A 22,002-nucleotide genomic window follows, 5' to 3' on the forward strand; every position below is an offset into this window, starting at 1 on the left:
CACTGGGTCGGTCCGTCCGGCGGCGCGCGGCCGGCTCGCCCGGCGGCGGGCGGCCGTCCACCCCCCTCCCGTCCCGGAGCTCCTCCCGTGGCCCTTGTCGTGCAGAAGTTCGGCGGCTCCTCCGTCGCGGACGCCACGAGCATCAAGCGCGTCGCCCGCCGGGTGGTGGAGACCAAGCGCGCCGGCAACGACGTCGTCGTCGTCGTCTCCGCCATGGGCGACACCACCGACGAGCTGCTCGACCTCGCCGGCCAGGTGGCCGACGCCCCGCCCGCGCGCGAGCTGGACATCCTGCTCACCGCCGGCGAGCGGATCTCGATGTCCCTGCTGGCCATGGCGATCAACGAGTTGGGCGTCCCGGCCCGCTCCTACACCGGCCAGCAGGCGGGGCTGCGCACCGACGCCCGGTACGGCAAGGCCTCCATCGTCGGCATCGTGCCCGAGCGGATCGCCCGGTCCGTGAAGGAGGGCGACGTCGCGATCGTCGCCGGCTTCCAGGGCGTGAACGAGGCGAACGACGTCACGACCCTGGGCCGCGGCGGCTCGGACACCACCGCCGTCGCCCTGGCCGCCGCCCTGCGGGCCGACGTGTGCGAGATCTACAGCGACGTCGACGGGCTGTTCACCGCCGACCCCCGGATCGTGCCCACCGCCCGCCGGGTGCGGCGCATCACCTACGAGGAGACCCTCGAGCTCGCCGCCCACGGCGCGAAGATCCTGCACCTGCGCGCGGTCGAGCTCGCCCGCCGCTACGGCGTCCCGCTGCACGTGCGCTCGTCGTTCTCGACCAAGGAAGGCACCTGGGTGACCGACACCCCCGCGGGGGACCCCGAGGAGGAAGCCATGGAAGACCCGATCATCTCCGGCGTCGCCCACGACCGCAGCCAGGGCAAGATCACCGTCGTCGGCGTCCCCGACGTGCCCGGGATCGCCGCCCGGCTGTTCCAGGTGGTGGCCGCCGCCGAGGCGAACATCGACATGATCGTCCAGAACGTCTCCACCCAGCGCACCGGGCGGACGGACATCTCCTTCACCCTGCCCGAGGCGGACGGGCCGGCCACGCTGCGCGCCATCGAGGCCGCCGCCGACGTGCTGAAGTACGCCGAGGCCCGCTACGACGACCAGATCGGCAAGCTCTCCCTGGTCGGCGCCGGGATGCGGTCCCACCCCGGGGTCTCCGCCCGGCTCTTCGGCGCGCTGTCCGCGGCCGGGATCAACATCGAGATGATCTCCACCTCCGAGATCCGGATCTCGGTGGTCACCCGCATCGAGGACCTGGACGCCGCCGTCCGTGCGGTGCACGGCGCCTTCGACCTGGACTCCGCGGAGTCCGAGGCCGTCGTCTACGGCGGGACCGGCCGATGAGCGCGGCGCAGAGCGGCGTGCAGGCGAGTGTGCAGGCCGGCGCGGAGCAGACCGGCGCGGCCCAGACCGGTGCGCAGCCGGGTACGGCGCAGGCCGCCCCGCGCGGGCTCACGGTCGCCGTCGTCGGCGCCACCGGGCAGGTCGGCCGGGTCATGCGGACCCTGCTCGCCGAGCGCAGCTTCCCGGCCACAGCCGTCCGGTTCTTCGCCTCGGCCCGCTCGGCCGGGACCACCCTGACCTTCCGCGGGCAGGACGTCCCCGTGGAGGACGTGGCGACGGCGGACCTCGCCGGGATCGACGTCGCCGTCTTCTCCGCCGGTGCGGCCGCCTCCCGGGAGCACGCGCCCCGGTTCGCGGCGGCCGGCGCCGTCGTGGTGGACAACTCCTCCGCGTGGCGCGCCGACCCCGACGTCCCGCTGGTGGTCTCCGAGGTGAACCCGCACGCCCTGGCCCACCGGCCCAAGGGCATCGTGGCCAACCCCAACTGCACCACGATGGCGGCGATGCCCGTGCTGAAGGTGCTCGACCGCGAGGCCGGCCTGCGGCGGCTGGTCGTCTCCACCTACCAGGCCGTCTCCGGCTCCGGGGTGGCCGGGGTGCGCGAGCTCGAGGCCCAGGTCCGGGCCGCCGTCGCCCAGGACGTGGCGGCGCTCGCGCTGGACGGCTCGGCCGTGACGATGCCGGCGCCGGAGAAGTACGTCGCACCGATCGCGTTCGACGTCGTCGCCCTGGCCGGCTCCCTCGCCGCGGACGGGTCGGGGGAGACCGACGAGGAGCAGAAGCTCCGCAACGAGTCCCGCAAGATCCTCGAGCTGCCCGACCTCGCCGTCGCCGGCACCTGCGTGCGGGTGCCGGTCTTCACCGGGCACGCGCTGTCCATCAACGCCGAGTTCGCCCGCCCGATCGGCCCGGACCGGGCCCGCGCGCTCCTCGCCGACGCCCCCGGCGTGGAGCTGACCGACGTGCCCACCCCGCTGCAGGCCGCCGGGGCCGACCCGAGCTTCGTCGGCCGCATCCGGGCCGACCGGTCGGTGCCGGACGGGCGGGGCCTGGCGATGTTCGTCACCGGGGACAACCTGCGCAAGGGCGCGGCGCTGAACACCGTTCAGATCGCCGAGCTGATCGCAGCCGAGCTGCTCGCCGCCTGACCGCTGCCGGCGGCGGTCGGGCGCCTGACCGGCGGGTGCCTGACCGCCGGGCGCTCGACCGTCCGGGCGCCGTCGGGACGCTGACCCTCAGGACGCGGCCGTCGGGCGTGCCGCGGCCGGCAGGTGCGCGGCGACGAACGCCAGCTGCCGGCGCAGCTGGGCCACCTCCTCGTCGACCACCACCGAGGCGTGCCCGGCGGCGTAGGTGTACAGCTCCACCGGGCCGGGGTAGTCCGGCCGGGCCCGCAGCGCCTGGACGTAGCTGTCGATCTGGCCGATCGGGCAGCGCGGGTCGTTCTCGCCGGCCATCAGCAGCACCGGCGCCCGGACCCGGTCCACGTAGGTGATCGGGCTGGCGGCCGCGTACCGCTCTGGCACCTCGGCCGGGGAGCCGCCGAAGAGGGAGCGGTCGAAGGCCTGCAGGTCGGGCATCTCCTCCCGGTAGGCCGCCAGGTAGTCCGCCACCGGCACGTCGGCCAGGCCCACCGCCCACCGCTCCGGCTGGGTGCCCAGCCCGAGCAGGGTCAGGAACCCGCCCCAGGAGGCACCGGCGAGCACGCACCGGGCCGGGTCGACCAGGCCGGCGGCGAGCAGGTGGTCGTGCGCGGCCGCCACGTCCGCCAGCTCGGTGCGACCCACCCGGCCCTCGAGCGCGTCCCGCCAGGCGGTGCCGTAGCCGGTGGAGCCGCGGTAGTTGACCGAGGCGACCACGAAGCCGTGGTCCACCCAGGCGGCCAGGTGCGGGGAGAAGGCGTCCGAGCGGTGCGCCGCCGGCCCGCCGTGCAGGTCCATCAGCAGCGGGAACGGGCCCGCGGCGGCGACGGCGGCGGCGAGGGAGTCGGCCAGCCGGTCGCGGCCGTCGTCGCCGGGCACCCGGAGCAGGACGTGGACCGGCCCGCCCGGCCCGGGCACCCACAGGTCCCGGGCCGGGACCGAGGGGGCGGCCCGCGGGCCGGTGGCCGGCAGCACCTCCCGGCCGGTCCGGGCGGAGAGCACGGTGCGCGGGGTGGCCGCCGAGGACCAGCGCAGCCACACGTCGCCGTCCGGCCGGGGCCCGGCCTCGGCCACCGTGCCCTCGACCGGCCCGACCGCGGCGGTGGTCCCGGTGCGCGGGTCGTGCCGGTACAGCCGGGTGCGGGCGGCGTGGTCCACCGCGACGAGCACGGCCCGCCCGCCGGGGTACCACCAGGCCTCGGTCACCTCCCCGGGCAGCAGGTCGCCGTCGTCGCCGGTCAGCTCCAGGTCCCGGACCGTCCCGGTGCCCAGGTCCCACACCGCCGCCCAGGGCAGGCCGCGCCGCTCGTGCCCGACCAGCACCCGCAGGTCGCCGTCGACCGGGGCGAAGTCGTAGGCGGTCAGGCCCCGGCCCGGGCCGTCGTCGAGGTCGGCGGCCACCGTCCCGGTGCCGGTGCGGACGACCCGCAGGGCCGGGTGGCGGTTGTCCCCGCGCTCGGAGTGCTCGATGACGACGAGGTCGCCGTCGTGGGACAGCGCCGCGGCCGTGGCGTCGTTGGGGTGGTGGTAGAGCAGGACGGGCGCGTCGCTGCCCGCCGCGGCGGCGCCGACGGCGACCTGGTGGATCCAGGTGCCGGTCGCGTCGGTGCGGCCGACGACGGCGGTCCCGTCCCGGGCGAGGAGCAGGCCGGCGTCGTAGGCGTCCGGCAGCCGGATCGGGTCGGCCACCCCGCGGCCGGGCGGGGACCCGAACGGCTGGCGCCGCCAGCGGCCGAACTCGTCGCCGTCGGTGTCGTCGAACCACCACAGCCAGGCGCCGTGCGGGTCGATGGTGGCGGTGGTGGTGCCCTGCGGGCGGTCGGTCGCGACGACCAGCCGGCCGGCGGCCCGGTCCCAGGAGTGGACCTGGAGCACGCCGTCGTGGGTGGCGACGACGCAGGCCCGGTCGGGGGCCTCCGGCGCCCAGTCCGGCAGCAGCACCTGGTGCGCCCGCAGCCGCAGCTCCCAGGTGGGCGGCGGCCAGGTCCCGAGGTCGGGGATGGTCATGGTCGAAGCGTAGGGCGGCGCGGGGCTGGGCCGGGCCGGGGCGCTCGGTCGGGCCGCCCCGGCAGCGCGGCGCGGCGGCCGGGCGCGGTTGCGAAAGGACGTAAGGCCGGCCGGCCCGGCGGAAGTTGACGTCGTGCCGGCCGGGCGGCCAGGGCCCGGCGGGCGTGACGGCCCTGGCGGTCAGGCTTCGGCGGGCGTGACCGGCTCGACCAGGCCGGGGCCGTCGTTGTTCACGTTGCCCACCGCCGCGCCGACCGGGCGCGGGGTGAGGACCGGCTCGGGCATGGCGGCCACCAGGGAGCGGATCTGCGCGGGGTCGGTCAGGCCGGGGTCGAGCCAGTCGTCCTGCAGGTCCGCCGGGACCAGCAGCGGGCTGCGGTCGTGGACGTGGCCGAGGGCGTCGGTGGCCCGGGTGGTCAGGACCGTGCAGGTCCACCGCCACCGGTGCGGGTCGTCGGGGTCCAGCGCGGGGTCGGGCCAGAGCTCGTAGAGCCCGGCCATCGTGAGCGGGGTGTCGTCGGCGTGGAGGAAGTAGGGCTGCTTGCGCCCGCCGGGGAGCTTCTGCCACTCGTAGTACCCGTCGGCGGGGACGAGGCAGCGGCGGCGGGCGGCGGCGGCCTTGAACGCGGGCTTCTCCGTCACGGTCTCCGAGCGGGCGTTGATCAGCCGGGCCGCGCCGGAGGGGTCCTTGGCCCAGGACGGCACCAGGCCCCACCGGGTGGTGCGCAGCTGACGGCGCGGCGGCGCCGTCTCCGAGCCGCGCTCCAGGACCACCCGGACGGCGTCGGTGGGGGCGACGTTCCACGACGGCGGCAGCTCCTCACCGACGACGTCCTCGACGGCGAAGGCGGAGACGAGGTCGGCGTCGCGCCGGCTGGCGGCGTAGCGGCCACACATGCCGCCATTGTCCCCGGCGCCCGACGGCGGCACCAACCTGGGCCCGGGTAGCGGGGTCCCCACTGCACGAGTGAGGTGCCGCCGGCCGCCACCAAACTGTGCGGCGCCGGCGTCCGGCGGCGTGGAGTCAACGGTCGCGGCGGCCAGGTCAGCGGGAGAAGCGGGTCCCGGCGCTCGGGTCGGCCCGGAAGGCGAGCGCGTGGTCGAGCCGCTCCCGGGAGGACGACGCCAGGCCGGCCGGCAGCGCCGACAGCGCGAACCAGCCCACGTCGGTGGACTCGTCGTCGGCCACCCGGGCGTCGCCGTCGACGTACCGGCACAGGAAGGTCAGGTCCAGGTACTGCGAGACGTCGCCGTTGGGGTAGGTCATCGGCTGCCCGGCGGTGACGGCGGCCAGCGCCACCGCCTCGGCGGTCACCCCCGTCTCCTCGGCGATCTCCCGGACCAGCCCGACCGCCGGCTGCTCGCCCGGCTCGAGGATGCCGGAGACCAGCGCCCAGCGGCCGTTGTCGGCGCGGCGGCCGAGGAGCACGCGGTCGGCGTCGTCGAGGACGACGCCGGTCACGCCGGGGAGCCAGAGGAGGTCGTGGCCGACGGCGGCACGCAGCTGGGCGACGAACTCCGGGACGGGCACCTCGGCAGGCTATCCCGGTCCGGCTGGGGGAGGGAAAGCAGCGGGCTGCTCGCCTCCCCGGTGGCTGACTCCGGTCGGGCAGACTGAGCGTGTGCTTATGACCCTGGCGACAACCCACGAGCCGGCGACCGACCTCGGCTTTCTCCTGCATAAGCACCCGGATCGCGTACAGGTCTTCCAGCAGTCGTTCGGCAACGTCACGGTGTTCTACCCCGAGGCCACCGAGGCACGGTGCACCGTCGCGCTCATGCTGGAGGTCGACCCCGTCCGGCTGGCCCGCTCCCGGGCCAAGAACACACCCGACTTCAGCCTGGCCCAGTACGTGAACGACCGCTCCTATGCCGCGTCGTCGCTGCTCGCGGTGGCGATGGCCGATGTGTTCAGCACGGCCCGGAGCGGCCGCTGCGATGCCAGGCAGGAGCTCGCGGACTCCGTGATCCCGCTCGAGATCGTATTGCCGGTGCTTCCGTGCCGCGGCGGGGCCGACATCGCCCACCGGCTCTTCGAACCCCTGGGCTGGGTGGTCGACGCCGAGCCCATCCCTCTCGACGATGCCTTCCCCGACTGGGGTCACTCGCGGTACGTCCGGCTGCGACTCTCGGGCCTGGTGCGTCTCGCCGACGCGCTCAACCAGCTCTACGTTCTGCTTCCCGTGCTCGACGAGTCCAAGCACTACTGGCAGGGCCCCGACGAGGTCGACAAGCTGATGCGGTCTGGACAGGGCTGGCTCGCGAGCCACCCAGACGTCAACCTGATCATGCAGCGCTACCTCGGTCGCCACGGCGAGCTCACCCGTGCCGCACTCGCGCGTCTGGCAGAGCTCGGCGACGACGTCGAGGAGGCGATCGAGCCCGCCGCGGACGAGGAGCTCCGCCAGCCGAAGCAGCAGCGGCTCTCCCTCAGCCAGGAGCGTCACGAGGCGGTCCACCGGGTGCTGCTGGACCTGCGAGCCCGGTCGGTCATCGACCTCGGCTGCGGCACCGGCCAGTTCCTCGACCGGCTGATCATGTCACCGCAGTTCACCCGGATCGCTGGGTCTGACGTCTCCACCCGCTCGCTGCGGAACGCGGCCCGGCGGCTGCACCTGGACCGCATGAGCGAGCGGCAGTCGGCGCGCGTCTCGTTGTTCCACGGGGCGCTCACGTACGAGGACGAGCGGTACGCGGGGTTCGACGCCGCGGTGCTCATGGAGGTCGTCGAGCACGTCGACCCGTCCCGCCTGGTGGCGCTCGAGCATGTGGTGTTCGGCGCGGCGCAGCCGGGCGCCGTCGTCGTCACCACGCCCAACCGTGAGTGCAACGCGCTCTACGACGGACTGGTGGGCATGCGGCATCCCGACCACCGCTTCGAGTGGACCCGTCAGGAGTTCGCGGACTGGTCGGACCGAGTCGCCGTGACATATGGGTACGTCGTCGAGAGGCGCGGCGTCGGCGACCTGGATGCCACGCTCGGCACCCCGACCCAGATGGCGATCTTCGAGCGCAAGGGAGGCGGCCGGTGATTGAGCTGAATATCCCCTCGATGGGGCTCGTCGTGCTCGTCGGCGTCTCCGGGAGCGGCAAGTCGACCTTCGCCCGAACGCATTTCAAGCCCACGGAGGTCGTCTCCAGCGACTTCTGCCGTGGCCTCGTCGCGGATGACGAGAACGACCAGTCCGCGACGCAGGATGCCTTCGACGTCCTGAACTATATCGTCGGCACCCGGCTTCGTCGGGGACTGCTCACGGTGGTCGATGCCACCAACGTCCAACCGTCCGCGCGGGCCTCGCTGGTCAAGCTCGCCAAGAGCCACGACGTCCTCGTTGACGCGATCGTCATCGACGTGCCGGTCTCGGTCGCCGTCGAGCGCAACGAGCAGCGGCCGGACCGTGCCTTCGGTAGCGGAGTCGTCTCGCGTCAGCACCGTGATCTCCGACGGTCGCTCCCCAGGCTTCGGAAGGAGGGTTTCCGCCGGGTCCACGTCGTGCAGGGAGCCGAGGAGCTCGACGCGGTCCGGATCACGCGCGAGAAGCCGTGGAACGACCGCACCGAGCTGCGCGGCCCGTTCGACATCATCGGTGACGTCCACGGCTGCGCCTCCGAGCTCCGCACCTTGCTGACCGAGCTCGGTTGGACCATCCGGTACGACGGCGGCCGCGCTGTCGGTGCCACGCATCCCGAGGGCCGGCAGGCGGTGTTCGTCGGTGATCTGGTAGACCGCGGACCTGACACCCCTGGTGTGCTCCGGCTCGTCATGGGCATGGTGGAGGCTGGCACGGCGCTGTGTGTCTCGGGTAACCACGAGGCCAAGCTCGTCCGGGCGCTTTCGGGCTCCAAGGTCACCGTCTCGCACGGCCTCGCGGAGTCGCTGGCCCAGCTCGGCTCCGAGTCGGAGGACTTCCGCCGGCGGGCGCTCTCCTTCATGGACGCTCTTATCAGCCACTACGTCCTCGATGACGGCAAGCTGGTGGTCGCTCACGCAGGGCTGAAGGAGTCGTACCACGGGCGTTCGTCTGGGCGGGTGCGCTCGTTCGCGCTCTACGGCGACACCACCGGCGAGACGGATGAGTACGGCCTGCCGGTCCGCTACCCCTGGGCGCAGGAGTACCGAGGCCGAGCGATGGTCGTCCACGGTCACACGCCGGTGCCGCAGGCCGAGTGGGTCAACAACACCCTCTGCCTCGACACCGGGGCCGTCTTCGGCGGTTCCCTCACGGCGCTGCGCTACCCCGAGCGTGACATCGTCTCTGTCCCGGCGGAGCGGGAGTGGTACGAACCGGTGCGCCCGCCGGCGCCCAGGGCCGTAGATCGCGAGCCGTCGGTGCTGAACATCGGCGACGTGGCGGGCACCCGCTGGTTGGAGACCGCCCATGCGGGCAAGGTCAAGATCCCTGAGGAGAATGCCGCCGCCGCGCTCGAGGTCATGAGCCGGTTCGCCGTCGACCCGCGCTGGCTGATCTACCTGCCGCCGACCATGTCCCCCGTGGCCACCTCGAGGCTCGACGGATACCTGGAGCACCCCGAGCAGGCCTTCGAGGAGTTCGCCGGCTGGGGTGTCACGCGCGTGGTGTGCGAGGAGAAGCACATGGGCTCGCGGGCTATCGCCGTCCTCGCCAGGGACACGGACGTGGCCGAGCGCCGTTTCGGGATCGGGGACGGGACGAGCGGCGCCGTCTTCACGCGCACCGGCCGCCCGTTCTTCGCGGACACGACCGAGCTGGTCGATCGGCTGCGGGTAACCGTGAAGCCGTTGTTCGACTCGCTCGACACCGACTGGCTGGCGCTCGACTGCGAGCTGCTGCCCTGGTCCGCGAAGGCCCTGGACCTCATCAAGGAGCAGTACGCCTCCGTGGGTGCGGCCGCTCGCCGCGCCCTGCCGGAGGCGCTCGACGTCCTCGAGCGGGCCGGCCGGCGAGGCCTCGACGTCGGTGGGCTCACCGACAAGGTGAGGGCGCGCCTCGTCAACGCGGAGCTGTTCCGGGACGCGTACGCGGCGTACATCCGGCCCACGGACGGGCTGGCGGGGGTGACGCTCGCGCCTTTCCAGATCCTGGCCGCGGAGGGGCGGGCGCTCGCCCTGACCGAGCCGCACGAGTGGCACCTCGCCGAGCTCTCCAAGCTCGACGGCGAGCTGATCACGCCGACCCGCCACCGGTTCGTCGACCTCTCCGCTGCCGAGGAGCGAGAGGCTGCCACGCGGTGGTGGCTGGAGCTCACCGCCGCCGGGGGAGAGGGCATGGTCGTCAAGCCGGCGCACCTCAGTGACCGGCGGGTGCAGCCTGGCATCAAGGTCCGCGGGCGCGAGTATCTGCGCATCATCTACGGCCCGGACTACACCGACTCGCTCGACGTCCTGCGCGATCGCAACCTAGGCAAGAAGCGTCAGCTCGCGCTGCGCGAGCACGGGTTGGGGCTGGAGGCCCTCACCGCGTTCGTGGGTCACGAGCCGCTCTGGAAGGTGCACCAGTCGGTGTTCGCCGTCCTTGCCCTGGAGTCGGAGCCGGTCGACCCGCGTCTGTGAGTGCTGGGGGAATGCAAGAGAGTGCATCCGGGAACCTCCATTTACCTCCGCGTTGAGCCGCCAGAGCCCGTGAGCGATCGGCACAGTCGGGGTTGCCAGCGAGGAGGTTTTCTGACCAACAAAGCTGGGGGAGGGAAAGCAGCAGAGCCTGTGGCTCGCATCTCCGCAGGCCAACCTCCCTCGCGGCGAGCCTCTTGGGGCTCGGGGTGCTGGTTCCGGTCGGACCTCACCGATGCAGCGCGTCGAGTCGTGCGTGGATCCACGCGAACGACTCCTGGCCGCTGACGGGCTGCACTGCGCCGCTAAAGACTTCCTCGGCGCGACGATCGACGACGGCGTCCCACTCGGCGTCGATGTCAGCCGGTCCGGTCTCGGCATCGCGGTCGACGCTGAGGCGGAGCATCCGAGCAGCCACGAGGCGCTCGCCAGGCGTCAGCCTGTAGCCCGCCTCGATGTAGGCCGCCAGCTCCGGGTTCATGCATCGAGCCTACGAGGGCGCGGCGACGTCGACCAGGGGCGGGCTGCTCGTCGGCAGGCTGGAAGCGTCTCGTTCTGGCCCTGGCGGATGTTGCGGCGGGTGCCACAGCTCGTCTCCGGCGTAGGAGGTTGGCTCGCTCGGCTGTGGCTTCTTTGATGGGCTCGTGCTTTGGTGCATGTGTGGGCCTCCCGACGGCGCGGAGGAAACGATGGGGCGAGCGAACGGAGAGACTCGAGGTGAGTGTTCTCGTAGCGGACGGCGTGGTCAAGGAGTTCCGGAACGGGCGTGCAAGGGTGCGCCTCGGCCCGGCATCGTTCGAGGTCGCGGACGGGTCGTTCACAGCACTTGTCGGGCGCTCGGGTTCGGGCAAGAGCACGATCCTGAACTGCGTTGCGGGCCTGGCCCGGGTGACGGGCGGTCGGGTCGATCTTGGCGGGGTCGACCTGACGCGGCTGCCGGAGCACAAGGTTGCGCGCCTGCGTCGGGAGGCGTTCGGCTTCGTCTACCAGGACTACACCCTGATCGACAGCCTGACGGGTGCGGAGAACATCAGCCTGCCGGCGCGGATGTCGCACAGAAAGCTGGATGAGGGCCGGCTCGATCGACTCGCCGCGGAGCTGGGGCTCGCTGATCGTGTCGGTATGCTGACGAGCCGGCTCTCCGGCGGTCAACGCCAGCGGGTCGCGATCGCTCGGGCCATCGCGAACGACGCCCAGGTGATCTTCGCCGACGAGCCGACTGGTGCTCTTGATCCCATCACCAGCGAGGAAGTCATAGGCGTCCTGCTGCGGTCCCTGGACGCCTCGGTCAAGGCGGTGGTGATGGCGACCCACGACCCAGAGCTTGCGGCGCGCGCGGATACTGTCCTGGTCATCTCTCGCGGTTGCGTCGAGCAGACGCTGCGCCAACCCACCCCGTCGCAAGTCCTGGCAGCGTTGCGCGATACACCCGAGCGGGCAGCATGACGCGCGATCTCCTCAAGGTCGCCTGGGCCGAGCGTGCCACCTACGCGGCACTGCTGGCTGCGCTCACGACAGCCGCGTTGGTGATCGGCGTCCTTGCCGCACTCGCCACGTCGTTATCGGCATCGTCCCAGGGGGATCCCGCCTCCCTTGCCGTGATCGCCACCGTTGCGCTGATCTCCACCGCGATCATCATCGACGCGATCACCCGCCACAGCATCGCCGAGCGCTGGCCGACGTTGCGGCGACTGCGGATGGTGGGCCTCGGCGGCTGGGCACTGCGGGGCTATCTTGCGCTGGAGAGCGTCGTTGTCGGCTTCGTCGCCTCAGTTCTGGGGTTCGCGGCCGCCCTCGCCATCGCTCCCGCGTTGGTTCCGTACTTGGCATCGCTCGCCGTCGTTCCCGCCGAGGTCGAGGTTCGGGGCAGTCTGCTCGCCTATGGCCTGGTGCTCGCGGGCATCGTCGTCGTGGCGCTCGTAGGTACCGCCGGGGCCGCGCGAGCCTCCGCCAAGCGCGAGCCCATCGAGCCGCTCGTCGCCGACGCGGGTCAACGCAGGAGCACCGTCCGTGTGGTGGGAACCGTGGTCATCTCCGTCTCGGCGCTCGCGGCGCTCGCTGGAGCGGGTACCGCCACGACGCCGGAGAGCGGCTTCTTGCTGGGTCTCCTGGCGACGGCGGCCGCTATGGCTGCTCTGGGTGCATCGTGGCGCTACCTCTCGGCTGCGGCCGTACGGATGGCCATCGCGCTACGAGGGTCGCGCATGTCGGCCCCGGCCTTGGTCAGTTCCCGCTGGACGGCAAGTGCCGCAAGGACGACGACATCGTCCGCCGCCATGCTCGCTCTGGGGCTCACGGTGTTCTTTGGCGGCTACCCGGTTATCACTGACGCCGCAGCACGTGACCGGCTCGACGTGGTGCTGTCTGGTGCGAAGATATGGACGAACGACGGCGACGCCACGCCTCCTCGCACGAACGGTACCGTCACGCTCACCCAGGTCGATGTCGAGCTCGCGGGTGCCGGCGCGGCCGAGCCGGCGCAGGTCCTCACTGTTGCCGATGCCAAGAACCTTCTTCGCAGAACGACCCTGTCGGGCTCCGTTACTCCTGGGCTCGTTATGACAGCGGAACGTGCAAGCACCCTCGATGCCTACGTCGGCGATCGGTTCCCGGTCGCCCTTCCCGCACAGAATGACATCGTCGAGCTGCGACTGGTCGTGATCACCGCGACGCCGGGAACCTGGGGCGACTTCTTCATCACCGACACTCGGGTGCGGACGCCGTCGGGGCCAGCGACCGTAGTCGCCTGGGAGGATGTCCAGCTCGGAGAGGGTTGGACTGGTCAGCCGGCGTCGCAGTGGATCCAGTCGCTCCCGGCCGGTGCGGCCGTCTCGGCCACCGGCGGGCAGGGCCAGGACGAAATCGGTCTCCTCATCGGTGCGCCGCTCGCGCTGTTCACGGCCTTGGCCGTCTCTTCGACCATCATTTCCACCCATGCGCGGCGTAACGAGATCAACAAGCTCGGACGGGTGGGAATGGCAAGGAGTGCGCTCCTGAACGCACTTACGCGTCAAGCACTTGCGACCACCCTACCCGCCCTGGCTATCGCATTCATTGCTAGTGTCGCTCTGGTGCTTGCCGCGACACGGCCCTATCTCCGCAGCCTCGACATCGGGTATTCGGGTGTCGGCCCCGTGTCTCAGTACGCTTGGGTCGCCGCCACGCTCATAGGAACCACGATCATCGCGACGCTCGGTTCGGCACGTCCTGCCGTCTTCCAGCGACGGTGAGGCCGGTTCTCACGAATGTGAGGCCGACAGGACTGATGCATGGACGGACGCTATGGCGGGCCGGGCGCCTCCACGGCGCGCACGCTGTGACCGAGGGGGAGCGCCGGCTGCGGGACGGCACTGTCACCTCGGGGAGCGAGAAGAGTTCGTGGCTGACGACGGCGCGCAGCTGGGCGACGTGGTTCGGGACGGGCACCGGGCAGGTCGCGCGTGCGGATGGGGGAGGGAAGCAGCAGGGCCGGTGGTCTGCGCTTCCGCAGGCCACCGGCCCTCTCGGTCGGGGTGGCGGGATTTGAACCCACGACCTCTTCGTCCCGAACGAAGCGCGCTACCAAGCTGCGCCACACCCCGAGCCGGACCAGGATAGCCGAGCGCCCGGGCGGTCGGGAAACCGGCGTGGCCGGTTGAGACGGACGCCACGCCCGCGGCCGGCCGCGGCGGCGCCATGGATGACCGCCGTCGGAGATCGGCCGCCGTCGTCGCGGACGCGCACACCAGGAGGAGGCGCCGGCGGGCCGGGCGTGGGATCGGTGGCCAGTCAGTAGCGCAGCGCGCCGGGGAGCACCTCGAGCTCCCAGTCTGTGGTGACGGCGCGGAACGGGGCGCCGTCGATGTTGAGGTCGTCGATGGTCTTGGGGTCGTTCTGTCCGGGCGTGAGGCCGTCGTCGGCTCTGCGGTCCCACCAGGCCCAGCAGGTGCCGTACCCGGTCGTGGAGGTGAACTGGATCCCGAGCGGGAGCGAGCCGTCGAAGAGCGTCTGGCCGCGGACGTGCTGCGCGAGGAGGGTGGTGACGGCACGGTTCTCACTGGTGGTTCCACTGAGAGTGAGCAGCGGGACCCCGGCCTGTCGTAGCGGTTCGGCAAGGTCCAGCCCAAGACGGTTGAGCGTGGTCCTGTGGTGGATGTGGACCCACCAGCCCTCGGCTGGCATGGCGACTCGGTGCAGGGAGCGGCTCATCTGCCAGTCCGCACTGACGGCCCAGGGGCGTTCCCGGCCGTTGACGGCAGCCTGGTCGCAGACGTTGGCGATGTACTCCTCCACGCTCATGCCGATGGCGTCGGCATCAGCCTGCAGGGCGACGCGGGCGGCCCGGAAGTCCTGGAGGACCTCAGCAAACGCGGTGCTCGCCCGCTCGGCGAAGTAGACCGTGCGCCCGATGGTGTCGAACCGGCCCCGTCGGTCGGGCAGCTCCGCGGGCAGCGGTCCAACATGCTCGTTCACGCGCACGGCAAGGATGCCGCCGGAGCGGGTGTAGCGCTCCTGGGCGACGCGCCAGCCGTCTTGGCCGCGGGCCGGCACGAGATAGAGGCCGGTGCAAGGACAGACACGGGACCGTGGGGCGGCGCTCACGCCGCCGGGGATCCGTCGATGAACGCCAGGGCGGCCCCGATCACCTCGGCGCTCTTGAGGTCACGCACGGCAGAGACGGGAGTGGTCTCACCGAGTCGTGGGTTGGCGCCAACGAGCCAGGCGAGGGCGACGTTACGTCCCTCTGCCTGGGCCATGAGGTGCCAGACGCGGTAGCCCAGTCGTAGCTGGTTGACCGTCTTGAGGCGGGGCTCGGGACCGTCGGCGCGCGCCCACGCGGCGGGCTGGCCGCGGTCCTTGGCGCCGGTCATCGCCTGTACGACGGTCGTGCCCACGTTCTCGTTGAGGATCCGCACCAGGTCATGGATGTCCAGCCGGGTGGCGTCGGCATGCGAGGCGACCACGTCGGATCTCATGGCCAAACACTACGGCGAAAGTGGCGGATTAGCCATCGCTAACCTGCAGGTTTTGCGTCGGCATACTGCCGGATGTGGTCTGAGCGGGCCTCTGCCGGGAGCGGATCGACAACGACCGCCAGCTCCGCGACCTCATCGCCCAGATGCTCGACGTGGCCGCCGAGGCCACCGCACTCATCCTCGACGACGCCACGGACGAGCCCAGCTCACAGGTCTGGACGCAGGCTCAGGACCCAGCCGGCACCAGGGTGAGCAGCGTGGCCTCCGGCAGGCAGGCGAACCGCACCGGGGCGTACGGGCTGGTGCCCAGGCCCGCGGAGACGTGCAGCCAGGTCGAGCCGGCCCCGCCGGGCCGGTCCGGGCGCGGGCCGGGCCAGCCGTGCAGCCCGGCCGCGCGGCCGGTGTCGAGGTCGCTGTTGGTCACCAGCGCCCCGATAAGGGGCACCCGGAGCTGCCCGCCGTGGGTGTGCCCGGCCAGCACCAGGTCGCAGCCGTCGGCGTGCATGGCGTCCAGGACCCGGGTGTAGGGGGCGTGCGCGACGCCCAGGTGCAGCCGGCCGCGCGGCCCGGTGGCGGCGGGGAAGCGGTCCCGGTCCAGGTGCGGGTCGTCCACGCCCACCAGCGAGACGTCCAGGCCGCCGAGCGCCACGGCGTCGCGCCGGTTGCTCAGGTCGCGCCACCCGGCCCGCCGGAACGCCTCGGCCAGCTCCGCCGCGGGCAGGTGCTCCTGGTCGGCGGTGCCGCTGCGGGCGTCGGGCTGGAGGTAGCGCAGGGGGTTCTTGGGCCGGGGCGCGAAGTAGTCGTTCGAGCCGAGCACGAACGCGCCGGGCAGCTCCAGCAACGGCGCGTAGGCCTCGAGCACGGTGGGCAGGGCGTCCCGGTGCGCCATGTTGTCCCCGGTGCTGATCACCAGGTCGGGCTCGAGCCAGGCGAGGTCGCGGACCCAGGCGACCTTGTCCCGCTGGGCCGGCGTCAGGTGCAGGTCGGAGACGTGCAGGACCCGCACCGGCGCGCTGCCGGGCGGGAGGACGGGGACGTCGTGGCGGCGCAGGGTGTACCGCAGCGGCTCGACCAGCGCCCACCCCAGGGCGGCCGCGGCCGCCGCGCCGGCGGTCGCGACCCCGACGGCGGCCCGCCGGGCACCGCGGCCGGTGGGGCCGGACGCGCCCGGCCGGCTCAGTCCTCCTCCTCGGCCGGGCCCGCGCCGTCCGCGTCCCCACCGTCCGGCGCCCCGGCCGCCGCCGCGGCGGCGCCGTCGCTCTCGCCGTCGCTCTCGCCGTCGCCCTGGTCCGGTGCCGCCTGGGTGGCGGTCCCGGCCGGCCCCGCGCTGGGCGTCAGGGTGACGGTGGACCGCGGCCGGACCTGCGCGCCGGCGCCGGGGTTCATCTGGGCCACCGCACCGGTGGGCACGTCCGAGGCGGCGGGCGGGCCGACCTCGACGTCGAGGCCGGCCGCCGTCAGCTGCGCCTCGGCGTCCGCCACTGCCGTGCCGAGCACGTTCGGCACGGTCACCCGGCCCCGGGCGGCGGTGAGCTGGTCCGGCGGGGGAGCGGCGAACGGCACGACCGGCGCGCCCTCGAGCGCGCGGACCATGTAGTCGTGCCAGGTCTGCGCGGGGTAGGAGCCGCCGTAGACGTACTTGTTGTACTTGCCGTTGATGGTCGCGCCGAGCATGGGCGTCAGCGCGGTGCTGTGACCCATCCAGACGGCGGAGGCCAGCTGGGGGGTGTAGCCGACGAACCAGGCGGCGGAGTCGTCGTTGGCGGTGCCGGTCTTGCCCGCGGCCGGCCGGTCCGGGAGCACCGCCCGGCTCCCGGTGGACCCGCGCTGCGGCGTGACCACCTGCTGGAGCGCGTAGTTGACGCCGTTGACGACGGACGGCTCGAGGACCTGCGTGCACGCGGACTTCGGGGCCGGGATCTCGTTGCCGGCCCGGTCGGTGATGCCGGTGATGGCGACCGGCTCGCAGGAGACCCCGCCGGCGGCCAGGGTGGCGAAGGCCCGCGCCATGCTCAGCGGGGTGACGTTGTTCGCGCCCAGGACGGCGCTGGGGTACGGCTCGAGCTCGGCACCCGCCTCGCCCCGCTGCACCCCCATCGTGGCCGCGTTGTCCATGATGGCGCACAGGTCCATCTGGTTGGCCATCTGCACGAAGCTGAGGTTGACCGACTGCCGGGTCGCCTCCACCACGCGCATCCGGGGCCCGCCGACGCCCTCCAGGTTCTTCGGGTTGTAGTCGCTGGCCATGGTGGGGTTGCAGGGGATGTTCCAGGACCGGCGCGGGTAGTTCCGCTTGTTGGAGACCACCTGCTCGTTCAGGGAGTGGCCGGTCTCCAGCCACTCCACCAGGGTGAAGACCTTGAACGTGGACCCGGACTGGAACCCGATCCCGCCGCCGTGGGAGGTGCCGACGTTGAAGTTCAGCGTGGTGGCGCCGGGGTCGGCGTCGGTCGGCTCGCCGTAGTTGGTGTTCTGCGCCATCGCCCGGATGTACCCGGTGCCCGGCTCGACCGAGGACAGCGCCATGTCCACCCCGGAGGGGTCGTTGGCCGGGACGTTGGCGGTCACCGACTCGTAGGCCATCTGCTGCTTGGCCGGGTCCAGCGTGGTCTGGATGACGAGCCCGCCGCGGTAGAGCATCCGCTGGCGGTCCTCGGCGTCCTTGCCCCAGGCCTCGTTGCGGAGCAGGTCCTTGACCACGTACTCGCAGAAGTACGCGGCCGTGCCGGCCTGCGCACAGCCGTTGGGGGTGTTGGAGACGTTGAGCATGGCCTCGAGCGGGACCGCCACGGCCTCGTCGTACTCGGCCTGGGTGATGTACCCCTGGTCCCGCATGGCACCCAGGACGACGTTCCGGCGCTCGACGGCGCTGTCCGGGTTGCGCACCGGGTCGTGCTTTCCGGGGGACTGGGTGATGCCGGCGAGCAGCGCCGCCTCGCTGATGGTGAGGTCCTTGGCGCTCTTGGAGAAGTAGTGCTGGGCGGCGGCCTCCACCCCGTACTGGGACGGGCCGAACGGGGCGATGTTGAGGTAGCCGGCGAGGATGTCCTCCTTGCTCACCTGCTGCTCCAGGCCGATCGCGAGACGGGCCTCCTCGAGCTTGCGCCCCACGCTCCGCTCGGTGGCGGCGTCGACCGCCTCCTCGTCCCCGGCGACCCGGCCGGCGTCGATCAGGACGTTCTTGACGTACTGCTGGGTGAGGGTGGAGGCCCCCTCGAGCTCCCCGCCGGTGGCGTTGTTCACCGCGGCGCGCATGATGCCCTCGGGGTCGACGCCCTTGTGCTCGTAGAAGCGCCGGTCCTCGATGGCCACGACGGCGTGCTGCAGGTGCGGGGAGATCTGGTCCAGGCCCACCACCACCCGGTTGTCGGCGTAGATCCGGGCCATCACGCCACCAGTGGCGTCGAGGATGACGCTCTGCTGGGAGGGCTCCGGGATGGCGAGCTCGCTCGGCAGGTCCTCGAACAGGTCGGTGCTGGCCTGGGTCACCCGGCCGACCGCGCCGACGGCGGGCATGACCAGGCCCGTGCCCAGCAGCCCGCCGATGCCCGCGACGAGCACGAAGGCGAGCAGCATGGTCACGAGCTGCGCCGGCTTGACGGCCCGCCCCGACGGCGGAGGTGGCGACGACATGGCTCCTAGGGTACGTGCCGGCCCCCAGAACGGTGGAGGCCCGGCCGTATCACGCCTCGCGTTATCGACGACGCCGCGGGCCCCGGTCAGGGACGCCGCAGACCCCGGCCAGGACGGCAAAGGTCCCGATCAGGTCACGGCCCTTCCCCGGCACCGCCGGGGCGGATAGCGTCAGCTGTAGGCAAAAACTCCCCCGGTCAGGGGGCCGGGTACACGGGAGCTCTTGCCCGGGGTCAGGAGGCTGTCTTGGCTGTCAACGATGACCAGTCGTGGGCTACGCGAGCTGCATGCGTGGGCCGCGACCCCGATGCCCTGTTCGTGCGCGGGGCCGCCCAGCGCCAGGTGCGCGAGCTGTGCTTCGGCTGCCCGGTCCGGCTCGAGTGCCTGGCCGACGCGCTCGACTCCGGCACCACTTTCGGGGTGTGGGGCGGGCTGACCGAGCGGGAGCGGCGCGCTCTGCTGCGCCAGTACCCGCACGTCACGGACTGGGCTGCGTGGCTGCAGAGCGAGGACGACGAGCTCGTCGCCGAGCTCCGCGCCGACCGTGCGCCGCGGATCCTCGCCCTGATGCGCCGCCAGTCCGCCTGACCGGTCCCGGGGGCCGGCGGGCGCCGGCACGACGGCGTGACCTCGCACCGCCCGACCGGTCCCCGGGGCCCTCGGGTTCCGCACACGCCGGCGTGACCCCACGCCGGCGGAGGCTGCCCGTGTGGGGACGTGCCCGCGGCGGTGCCTGGTCGGTGCCCGAGCATGTACATGTCCCAACGGGTGGCTGCGCGGGTGGCCGGACGGTGGGTGTTCGCGAACGACCACAATCGGCCCCAGCGGACCGGTGTCGGCTGGGTGGTTTCCGCGTGATCGTGCGGACCGACAGGGGCGCACGTCCGGCCCGGCGGGGACTTTGTGGTCGCTGATGTGCACTCCCCGGGGCTGCACGTGCGCTTCGGACGGTCCGCGGGGCTGCACGTGCGCCCCGGGCGGTCCGCCCGGCCGGCGCGGTGCCGGCGCGGGGAGCCGCCGTGCGCCGGTGCCCGGGCGCCGTCGTCCCTAGGATGGCGCAATGACCACCTGGGAGTACGCGACGATTCCGCTCTTGATCCACAACACCAAGGCGATCCTGGACCAGTGGGGCAGCGACGGGTGGGAGCTCGTCCAGGTCGTGCCCGGCCCGGCCGGCTCGAACAACCTGGTGGCCTACCTCAAGCGGCCCACGGGGGAGCGGTGAGCGGGCCGGCCCAGCGGCTCGCCGACCTCGGCCTGGAGCTGCCGCCGGTCGCCGCGCCGGTCGCGTCCTACGTGCCCGCGGTGCGCCAGGGGAACCTCGTGCACACCTCCGGCCAGCTCCCGCTCGTCGGCGGGGCGCTCGCGGTCACCGGGAAGGTGGGGGCCGCCGTCGGACCGGAGCAGGCCGCCGACGCCGCCCGCACCTGCGCGCTGAACGCCCTCGCCGCCGTCGCCGACCTCGTCGGCGGCCTGGACCAGGTGGTCCGGGTGGTCAGGGTGACCGGCTTCGTGGCCAGCGACCCCGGCTTCACCGGCCAGCCCGCCGTCGTCAACGGCGCCTCGGACCTGCTCGGGGAGGTCTTCGGCGACGCCGGCCGGCACGCCCGTTCGGCGGTAGGCGTAGCCGTGCTGCCGCTGGACGCCCCGGTCGAGGTGGAGATCACCGTCGAGGTGCGCTGACGGCTGGCGCCGAGCCGCAGTCAGCGGCTCGGCTCCGGACGGTCAGCGGCTCGGGACCGGCCGGGCAGGGGCTCGACCGGCCGTCAGCGGGCGCGGCGGCGCAGCCGGTCCAGGTCGAGCAGCACCACGGCCCGGCCCTCCAGCCGGATCCAGCCGCGGGAGACGAACTCGGCGAGTGACTTGTTCACCGTCTCCCGGGAGGCGCCGACGAGCTGGGCGAGCTCCTCCTGGGTGAGGTCGTGCGGGACGTGCACCCCCTCCTCGGTCCGGGTACCGAACCGGTCGGCCAGGTCGAGCAGGGCCTTGGCCACCCGGCCCGGCACGTCGGAGAAGACGAGGTCCGCCAGCGCGGTGTTGGTCCGGCGCAGGCGCTGGGCCAGGGCCTTGAGCATGTGCTTGGCCAGCCCGGGGCGGGTGTCCAGGAAACTCATCAGGTCCGCGTGCTGGAGCTCCAGCAGCGTGGTGGGGGCCACCGCGGTCGCCGTCGTCGACCGCGGGCCCGGGTCGAAGAGGGTGAGCTCGCCGAGGATCTCGCCGGGGCCGAGCACGGCGAGGAGGTTCTCGCGGCCGTCCGGGGCGGTGTGTCCGAGCTTGACCTTGCCCTCGGTGACGATGAACAGCCGGTCCCCCGGGTCGCCCTCGTTGAACAGCGTCTCGCCGCGGCGCACGGTCGTCTCCGTCATCACGGCCCGGAGCGCGGCGCGGTCGTCCTCGTCCAGCGCCTCGAACAGCGGTACGGAGCCGATCACGTTCTCTTCCACAGGTGGGGTCCCAATCTGCCGGTGACGTCGCACGTCCAGGGGCGCGGCCGGGCCGCGCACCGGCCCCATCCTGCCACCTGGCGTGACCACCGGCACACCGGTCGGGCGGCTGAGCCTCGAGCCGTGGGGCGGTCGGGGACGCACGCGGCTGGGCCGCGGGTCCGCCCAGACGACCGAGAGGTCTCCGCCGTCGGTGCGGGCACCTACCCTGGCCGGGTGGACCCAGCCGACCGGCGGCCCCCCGCCGGCACCCCGGAGCAGGCGCTCGCCGTCGACGACCGCCTGGCCGAGGCCTGGCCGGACGCGCGCTGCGAGCTGGACTTCACCAACCCGCTCGGGCTGCTCGTGGCCACCGTCCTGTCCGCCCAGACCACCGACCGGCGTGTCAACGCGGTCACCCCCACGCTCTTCGCCCGCTACCCCCACGCCGCCGCCTACGCCGGCGCCCAACGGGAGGACCTCGAGGAGCTCCTGCGCCCGCTCGGGTTCTTCCGGGCCAAGGCCGGGACGCTGCAGCGCCTCGGTGCTGCGCTCGTCGAGGACCACGACGGCGCCGTGCCCGCCACGCTGCCCGAGCTCGTGCGGCTGCCCGGGGTGGGCCGCAAGACCGCCAACGTCGTCCTCGGCAACGCCTTCGGGGTCCCGGGGATCACCGTGGACACCCACGTCGGCCGGCTCGCCCGCCGGCTGGGCTGGAGCACGCAGCAGGACCCGGTCAAGGTCGAGCAGGACATCGCGGCGCTGCTGCCGGCGGAGCGCTGGACGATGGCCTGCCACCGGCTGATCTTCCACGGCCGCCGGGTCTGCCACGCCCGCCGCCCCGCCTGCGGCGCCTGCGTGCTGGCCGACCTGTGCCCGTCCTACGGCACCGGCGAGACCGACCCGGAGCGGGCGGCCGCCCTGGTCACCGTGCCCTGAGCGAAGTGTCC

Annotated in this window: 19 protein-coding genes and 1 tRNA gene; 10 read left to right on the forward strand and 10 right to left on the reverse strand. The window is 72.9% G+C overall.

Going from position 1 to position 22,002, the window contains the following annotated elements:
- Positions 1-87 precede the first annotated feature (87 nt).
- Both MF406_RS02760 and MF406_RS02765 read left to right on the forward strand, forming a co-directional pair.
- Positions 88-1,365, forward strand: coding sequence for an aspartate kinase (locus tag MF406_RS02760; protein WP_242896493.1), 1,278 nt, complete (start codon positions 88-90; stop codon positions 1,363-1,365).
- On the forward strand, positions 1,362-2,513 hold the full coding sequence (locus MF406_RS02765; protein ID WP_256463927.1) for an aspartate-semialdehyde dehydrogenase: 1,152 nt from the start codon (positions 1,362-1,364) through the stop codon (positions 2,511-2,513). Before MF406_RS02760 ends, MF406_RS02765 begins: the two co-directional genes overlap by 4 nt.
- Before the next feature lie 87 nt (positions 2,514-2,600).
- Here MF406_RS02765 and MF406_RS02770 read toward each other — a convergent pair whose 3' ends face one another.
- The 3 genes from MF406_RS02770 to MF406_RS02780 form a co-directional block, all read right to left on the reverse strand.
- A complete protein-coding gene (locus MF406_RS02770; protein ID WP_242896494.1) occupies positions 2,601-4,514 on the reverse strand; it encodes a S9 family peptidase in 1,914 nt (637 codons plus the stop codon).
- A 180-nt stretch (positions 4,515-4,694) separates the two neighbouring features.
- Positions 4,695-5,411 carry an SOS response-associated peptidase gene (locus MF406_RS02775; protein WP_242896495.1) on the reverse strand — a complete coding sequence of 239 codons (717 nt, stop codon included), beginning with the start codon at positions 5,409-5,411 and terminating at the stop codon, positions 4,695-4,697.
- A gap of 148 nt (positions 5,412-5,559) precedes the next feature.
- Entirely contained in the window at positions 5,560-6,045 is a 486-nt protein-coding gene (locus MF406_RS02780) for an NUDIX domain-containing protein (protein WP_242896496.1), read from the reverse strand.
- 97 nt (positions 6,046-6,142) lie between these two features.
- Between MF406_RS02780 and MF406_RS02785 the strand changes: the two genes are divergently transcribed.
- Both MF406_RS02785 and MF406_RS02790 read left to right on the forward strand, forming a co-directional pair.
- Positions 6,143-7,546: a 3' terminal RNA ribose 2'-O-methyltransferase Hen1 gene (locus tag MF406_RS02785; protein WP_371744581.1), complete on the forward strand. Its 1,404-nt coding sequence runs from the start codon at positions 6,143-6,145 to the stop codon at positions 7,544-7,546.
- On the forward strand, positions 7,543-10,044 hold the full coding sequence (locus MF406_RS02790; RefSeq protein ID WP_242896498.1) for a polynucleotide kinase-phosphatase: 2,502 nt from the start codon (positions 7,543-7,545) through the stop codon (positions 10,042-10,044). Before MF406_RS02785 ends, MF406_RS02790 begins: the two co-directional genes overlap by 4 nt.
- Before the next feature lie 226 nt (positions 10,045-10,270).
- Here MF406_RS02790 and MF406_RS02795 read toward each other — a convergent pair whose 3' ends face one another.
- Complete coding sequence (locus tag MF406_RS02795) at positions 10,271-10,522, reverse strand: addiction module protein (RefSeq protein ID WP_242896499.1); 252 nt, start codon at positions 10,520-10,522, stop codon at positions 10,271-10,273.
- A 236-nt stretch (positions 10,523-10,758) separates the two neighbouring features.
- Here MF406_RS02795 and MF406_RS02800 point away from each other — a divergent pair, with 236 nt between their 5' ends.
- Entirely contained in the window at positions 10,759-11,487 is a 729-nt protein-coding gene (locus tag MF406_RS02800) for an ABC transporter ATP-binding protein (RefSeq protein ID WP_242896500.1), read from the forward strand.
- Entirely contained in the window at positions 11,484-13,271 is a 1,788-nt protein-coding gene (locus MF406_RS02805; protein WP_242896501.1) for an FtsX-like permease family protein, read from the forward strand. The genes MF406_RS02800 and MF406_RS02805 overlap by 4 nt, the downstream gene beginning before the upstream one ends.
- A 277-nt stretch (positions 13,272-13,548) precedes the next feature.
- Here the strand turns inward: MF406_RS02805 and MF406_RS02810 are convergent.
- The 5 genes from MF406_RS02810 to MF406_RS02830 form a co-directional block, all read right to left on the reverse strand.
- Positions 13,549-13,622, reverse strand: a tRNA-Pro gene (locus MF406_RS02810).
- A gap of 187 nt (positions 13,623-13,809) precedes the next feature.
- The gene (locus MF406_RS02815) at positions 13,810-14,493 is read right to left on the reverse strand and encodes a hypothetical protein (protein ID WP_242896502.1); all 684 of its coding nucleotides are present in this window, start codon (positions 14,491-14,493) and stop codon (positions 13,810-13,812) included.
- 125 nt (positions 14,494-14,618) lie between these two features.
- Positions 14,619-14,996, reverse strand: coding sequence for a hypothetical protein (locus MF406_RS02820; RefSeq protein ID WP_242896503.1), 378 nt, complete (start codon positions 14,994-14,996; stop codon positions 14,619-14,621).
- Between the two features lie 226 nt (positions 14,997-15,222).
- The gene (locus tag MF406_RS02825) at positions 15,223-16,176 is read right to left on the reverse strand and encodes a metallophosphoesterase (protein WP_371744647.1); all 954 of its coding nucleotides are present in this window, start codon (positions 16,174-16,176) and stop codon (positions 15,223-15,225) included.
- The gene (locus MF406_RS02830; RefSeq protein WP_242896504.1) at positions 16,173-18,629 is read right to left on the reverse strand and encodes a transglycosylase domain-containing protein; all 2,457 of its coding nucleotides are present in this window, start codon (positions 18,627-18,629) and stop codon (positions 16,173-16,175) included. Before MF406_RS02830 ends, MF406_RS02825 begins: the two co-directional genes overlap by 4 nt.
- Positions 18,630-18,875: 246 nt before the next feature.
- Here MF406_RS02830 and MF406_RS02835 point away from each other — a divergent pair, with 246 nt between their 5' ends.
- The 3 genes from MF406_RS02835 (at position 18,876) to MF406_RS02845 (ending at position 20,312) form a co-directional block, all read left to right on the forward strand.
- Positions 18,876-19,217: a WhiB family transcriptional regulator gene (locus MF406_RS02835; RefSeq protein ID WP_242896505.1), complete on the forward strand. Its 342-nt coding sequence runs from the start codon at positions 18,876-18,878 to the stop codon at positions 19,215-19,217.
- Between the two features lie 472 nt (positions 19,218-19,689).
- Entirely contained in the window at positions 19,690-19,854 is a 165-nt protein-coding gene (locus MF406_RS02840) for a DUF4177 domain-containing protein (RefSeq protein ID WP_242896506.1), read from the forward strand.
- A complete protein-coding gene (locus MF406_RS02845; protein ID WP_242896507.1) occupies positions 19,851-20,312 on the forward strand; it encodes a RidA family protein in 462 nt (153 codons plus the stop codon). The genes MF406_RS02840 and MF406_RS02845 overlap by 4 nt, the downstream gene beginning before the upstream one ends.
- Positions 20,313-20,395: 83 nt before the next feature.
- Here MF406_RS02845 and MF406_RS02850 read toward each other — a convergent pair whose 3' ends face one another.
- Positions 20,396-21,073 carry a Crp/Fnr family transcriptional regulator gene (locus tag MF406_RS02850; RefSeq protein WP_242896508.1) on the reverse strand — a complete coding sequence of 226 codons (678 nt, stop codon included), beginning with the start codon at positions 21,071-21,073 and terminating at the stop codon, positions 20,396-20,398.
- Between the two features lie 216 nt (positions 21,074-21,289).
- Here MF406_RS02850 and nth point away from each other — a divergent pair, with 216 nt between their 5' ends.
- Complete coding sequence (gene nth / locus MF406_RS02855) at positions 21,290-21,991, forward strand: endonuclease III (protein WP_242896509.1); 702 nt, start codon at positions 21,290-21,292, stop codon at positions 21,989-21,991.
- The last annotated feature ends 11 nt before the right edge of the window (positions 21,992-22,002 follow it).

Source organism: Georgenia sp. TF02-10 (assembly GCF_022759505.1).
Taxonomy (GTDB): Bacteria; Actinomycetota; Actinomycetes; order Actinomycetales; family Actinomycetaceae; genus TF02-10.

Bases quoted from the DNA above. Each gene is read 5' to 3' on its own strand.
- MF406_RS02765 (WP_256463927.1), top strand. From the start codon at position 1,362: ATGAGCGCGGCGCAGAGCGGCGTGCAGGCGAGTGTGCAGGCCGGCGCG.
- MF406_RS02770 (WP_242896494.1), bottom strand. From the start codon at position 4,514: ATGACCATCCCCGACCTCGGGACCTGGCCGCCGCCCACCTGGGAGCTG.
- MF406_RS02775 (WP_242896495.1), bottom strand. From the start codon at position 5,411: ATGTGTGGCCGCTACGCCGCCAGCCGGCGCGACGCCGACCTCGTCTCC.
- MF406_RS02785 (WP_371744581.1), top strand. From the start codon at position 6,143: ATGACCCTGGCGACAACCCACGAGCCGGCGACCGACCTCGGCTTTCTC.
- MF406_RS02795 (WP_242896499.1), bottom strand. From the start codon at position 10,522: ATGAACCCGGAGCTGGCGGCCTACATCGAGGCGGGCTACAGGCTGACG.
- MF406_RS02805 (WP_242896501.1), top strand. From the start codon at position 11,484: ATGACGCGCGATCTCCTCAAGGTCGCCTGGGCCGAGCGTGCCACCTAC.
- MF406_RS02820 (WP_242896503.1), bottom strand. From the start codon at position 14,996: ATGAGATCCGACGTGGTCGCCTCGCATGCCGACGCCACCCGGCTGGAC.
- MF406_RS02830 (WP_242896504.1), bottom strand. From the start codon at position 18,629: ATGTCGTCGCCACCTCCGCCGTCGGGGCGGGCCGTCAAGCCGGCGCAG.
- MF406_RS02840 (WP_242896506.1), top strand. From the start codon at position 19,690: ATGACCACCTGGGAGTACGCGACGATTCCGCTCTTGATCCACAACACC.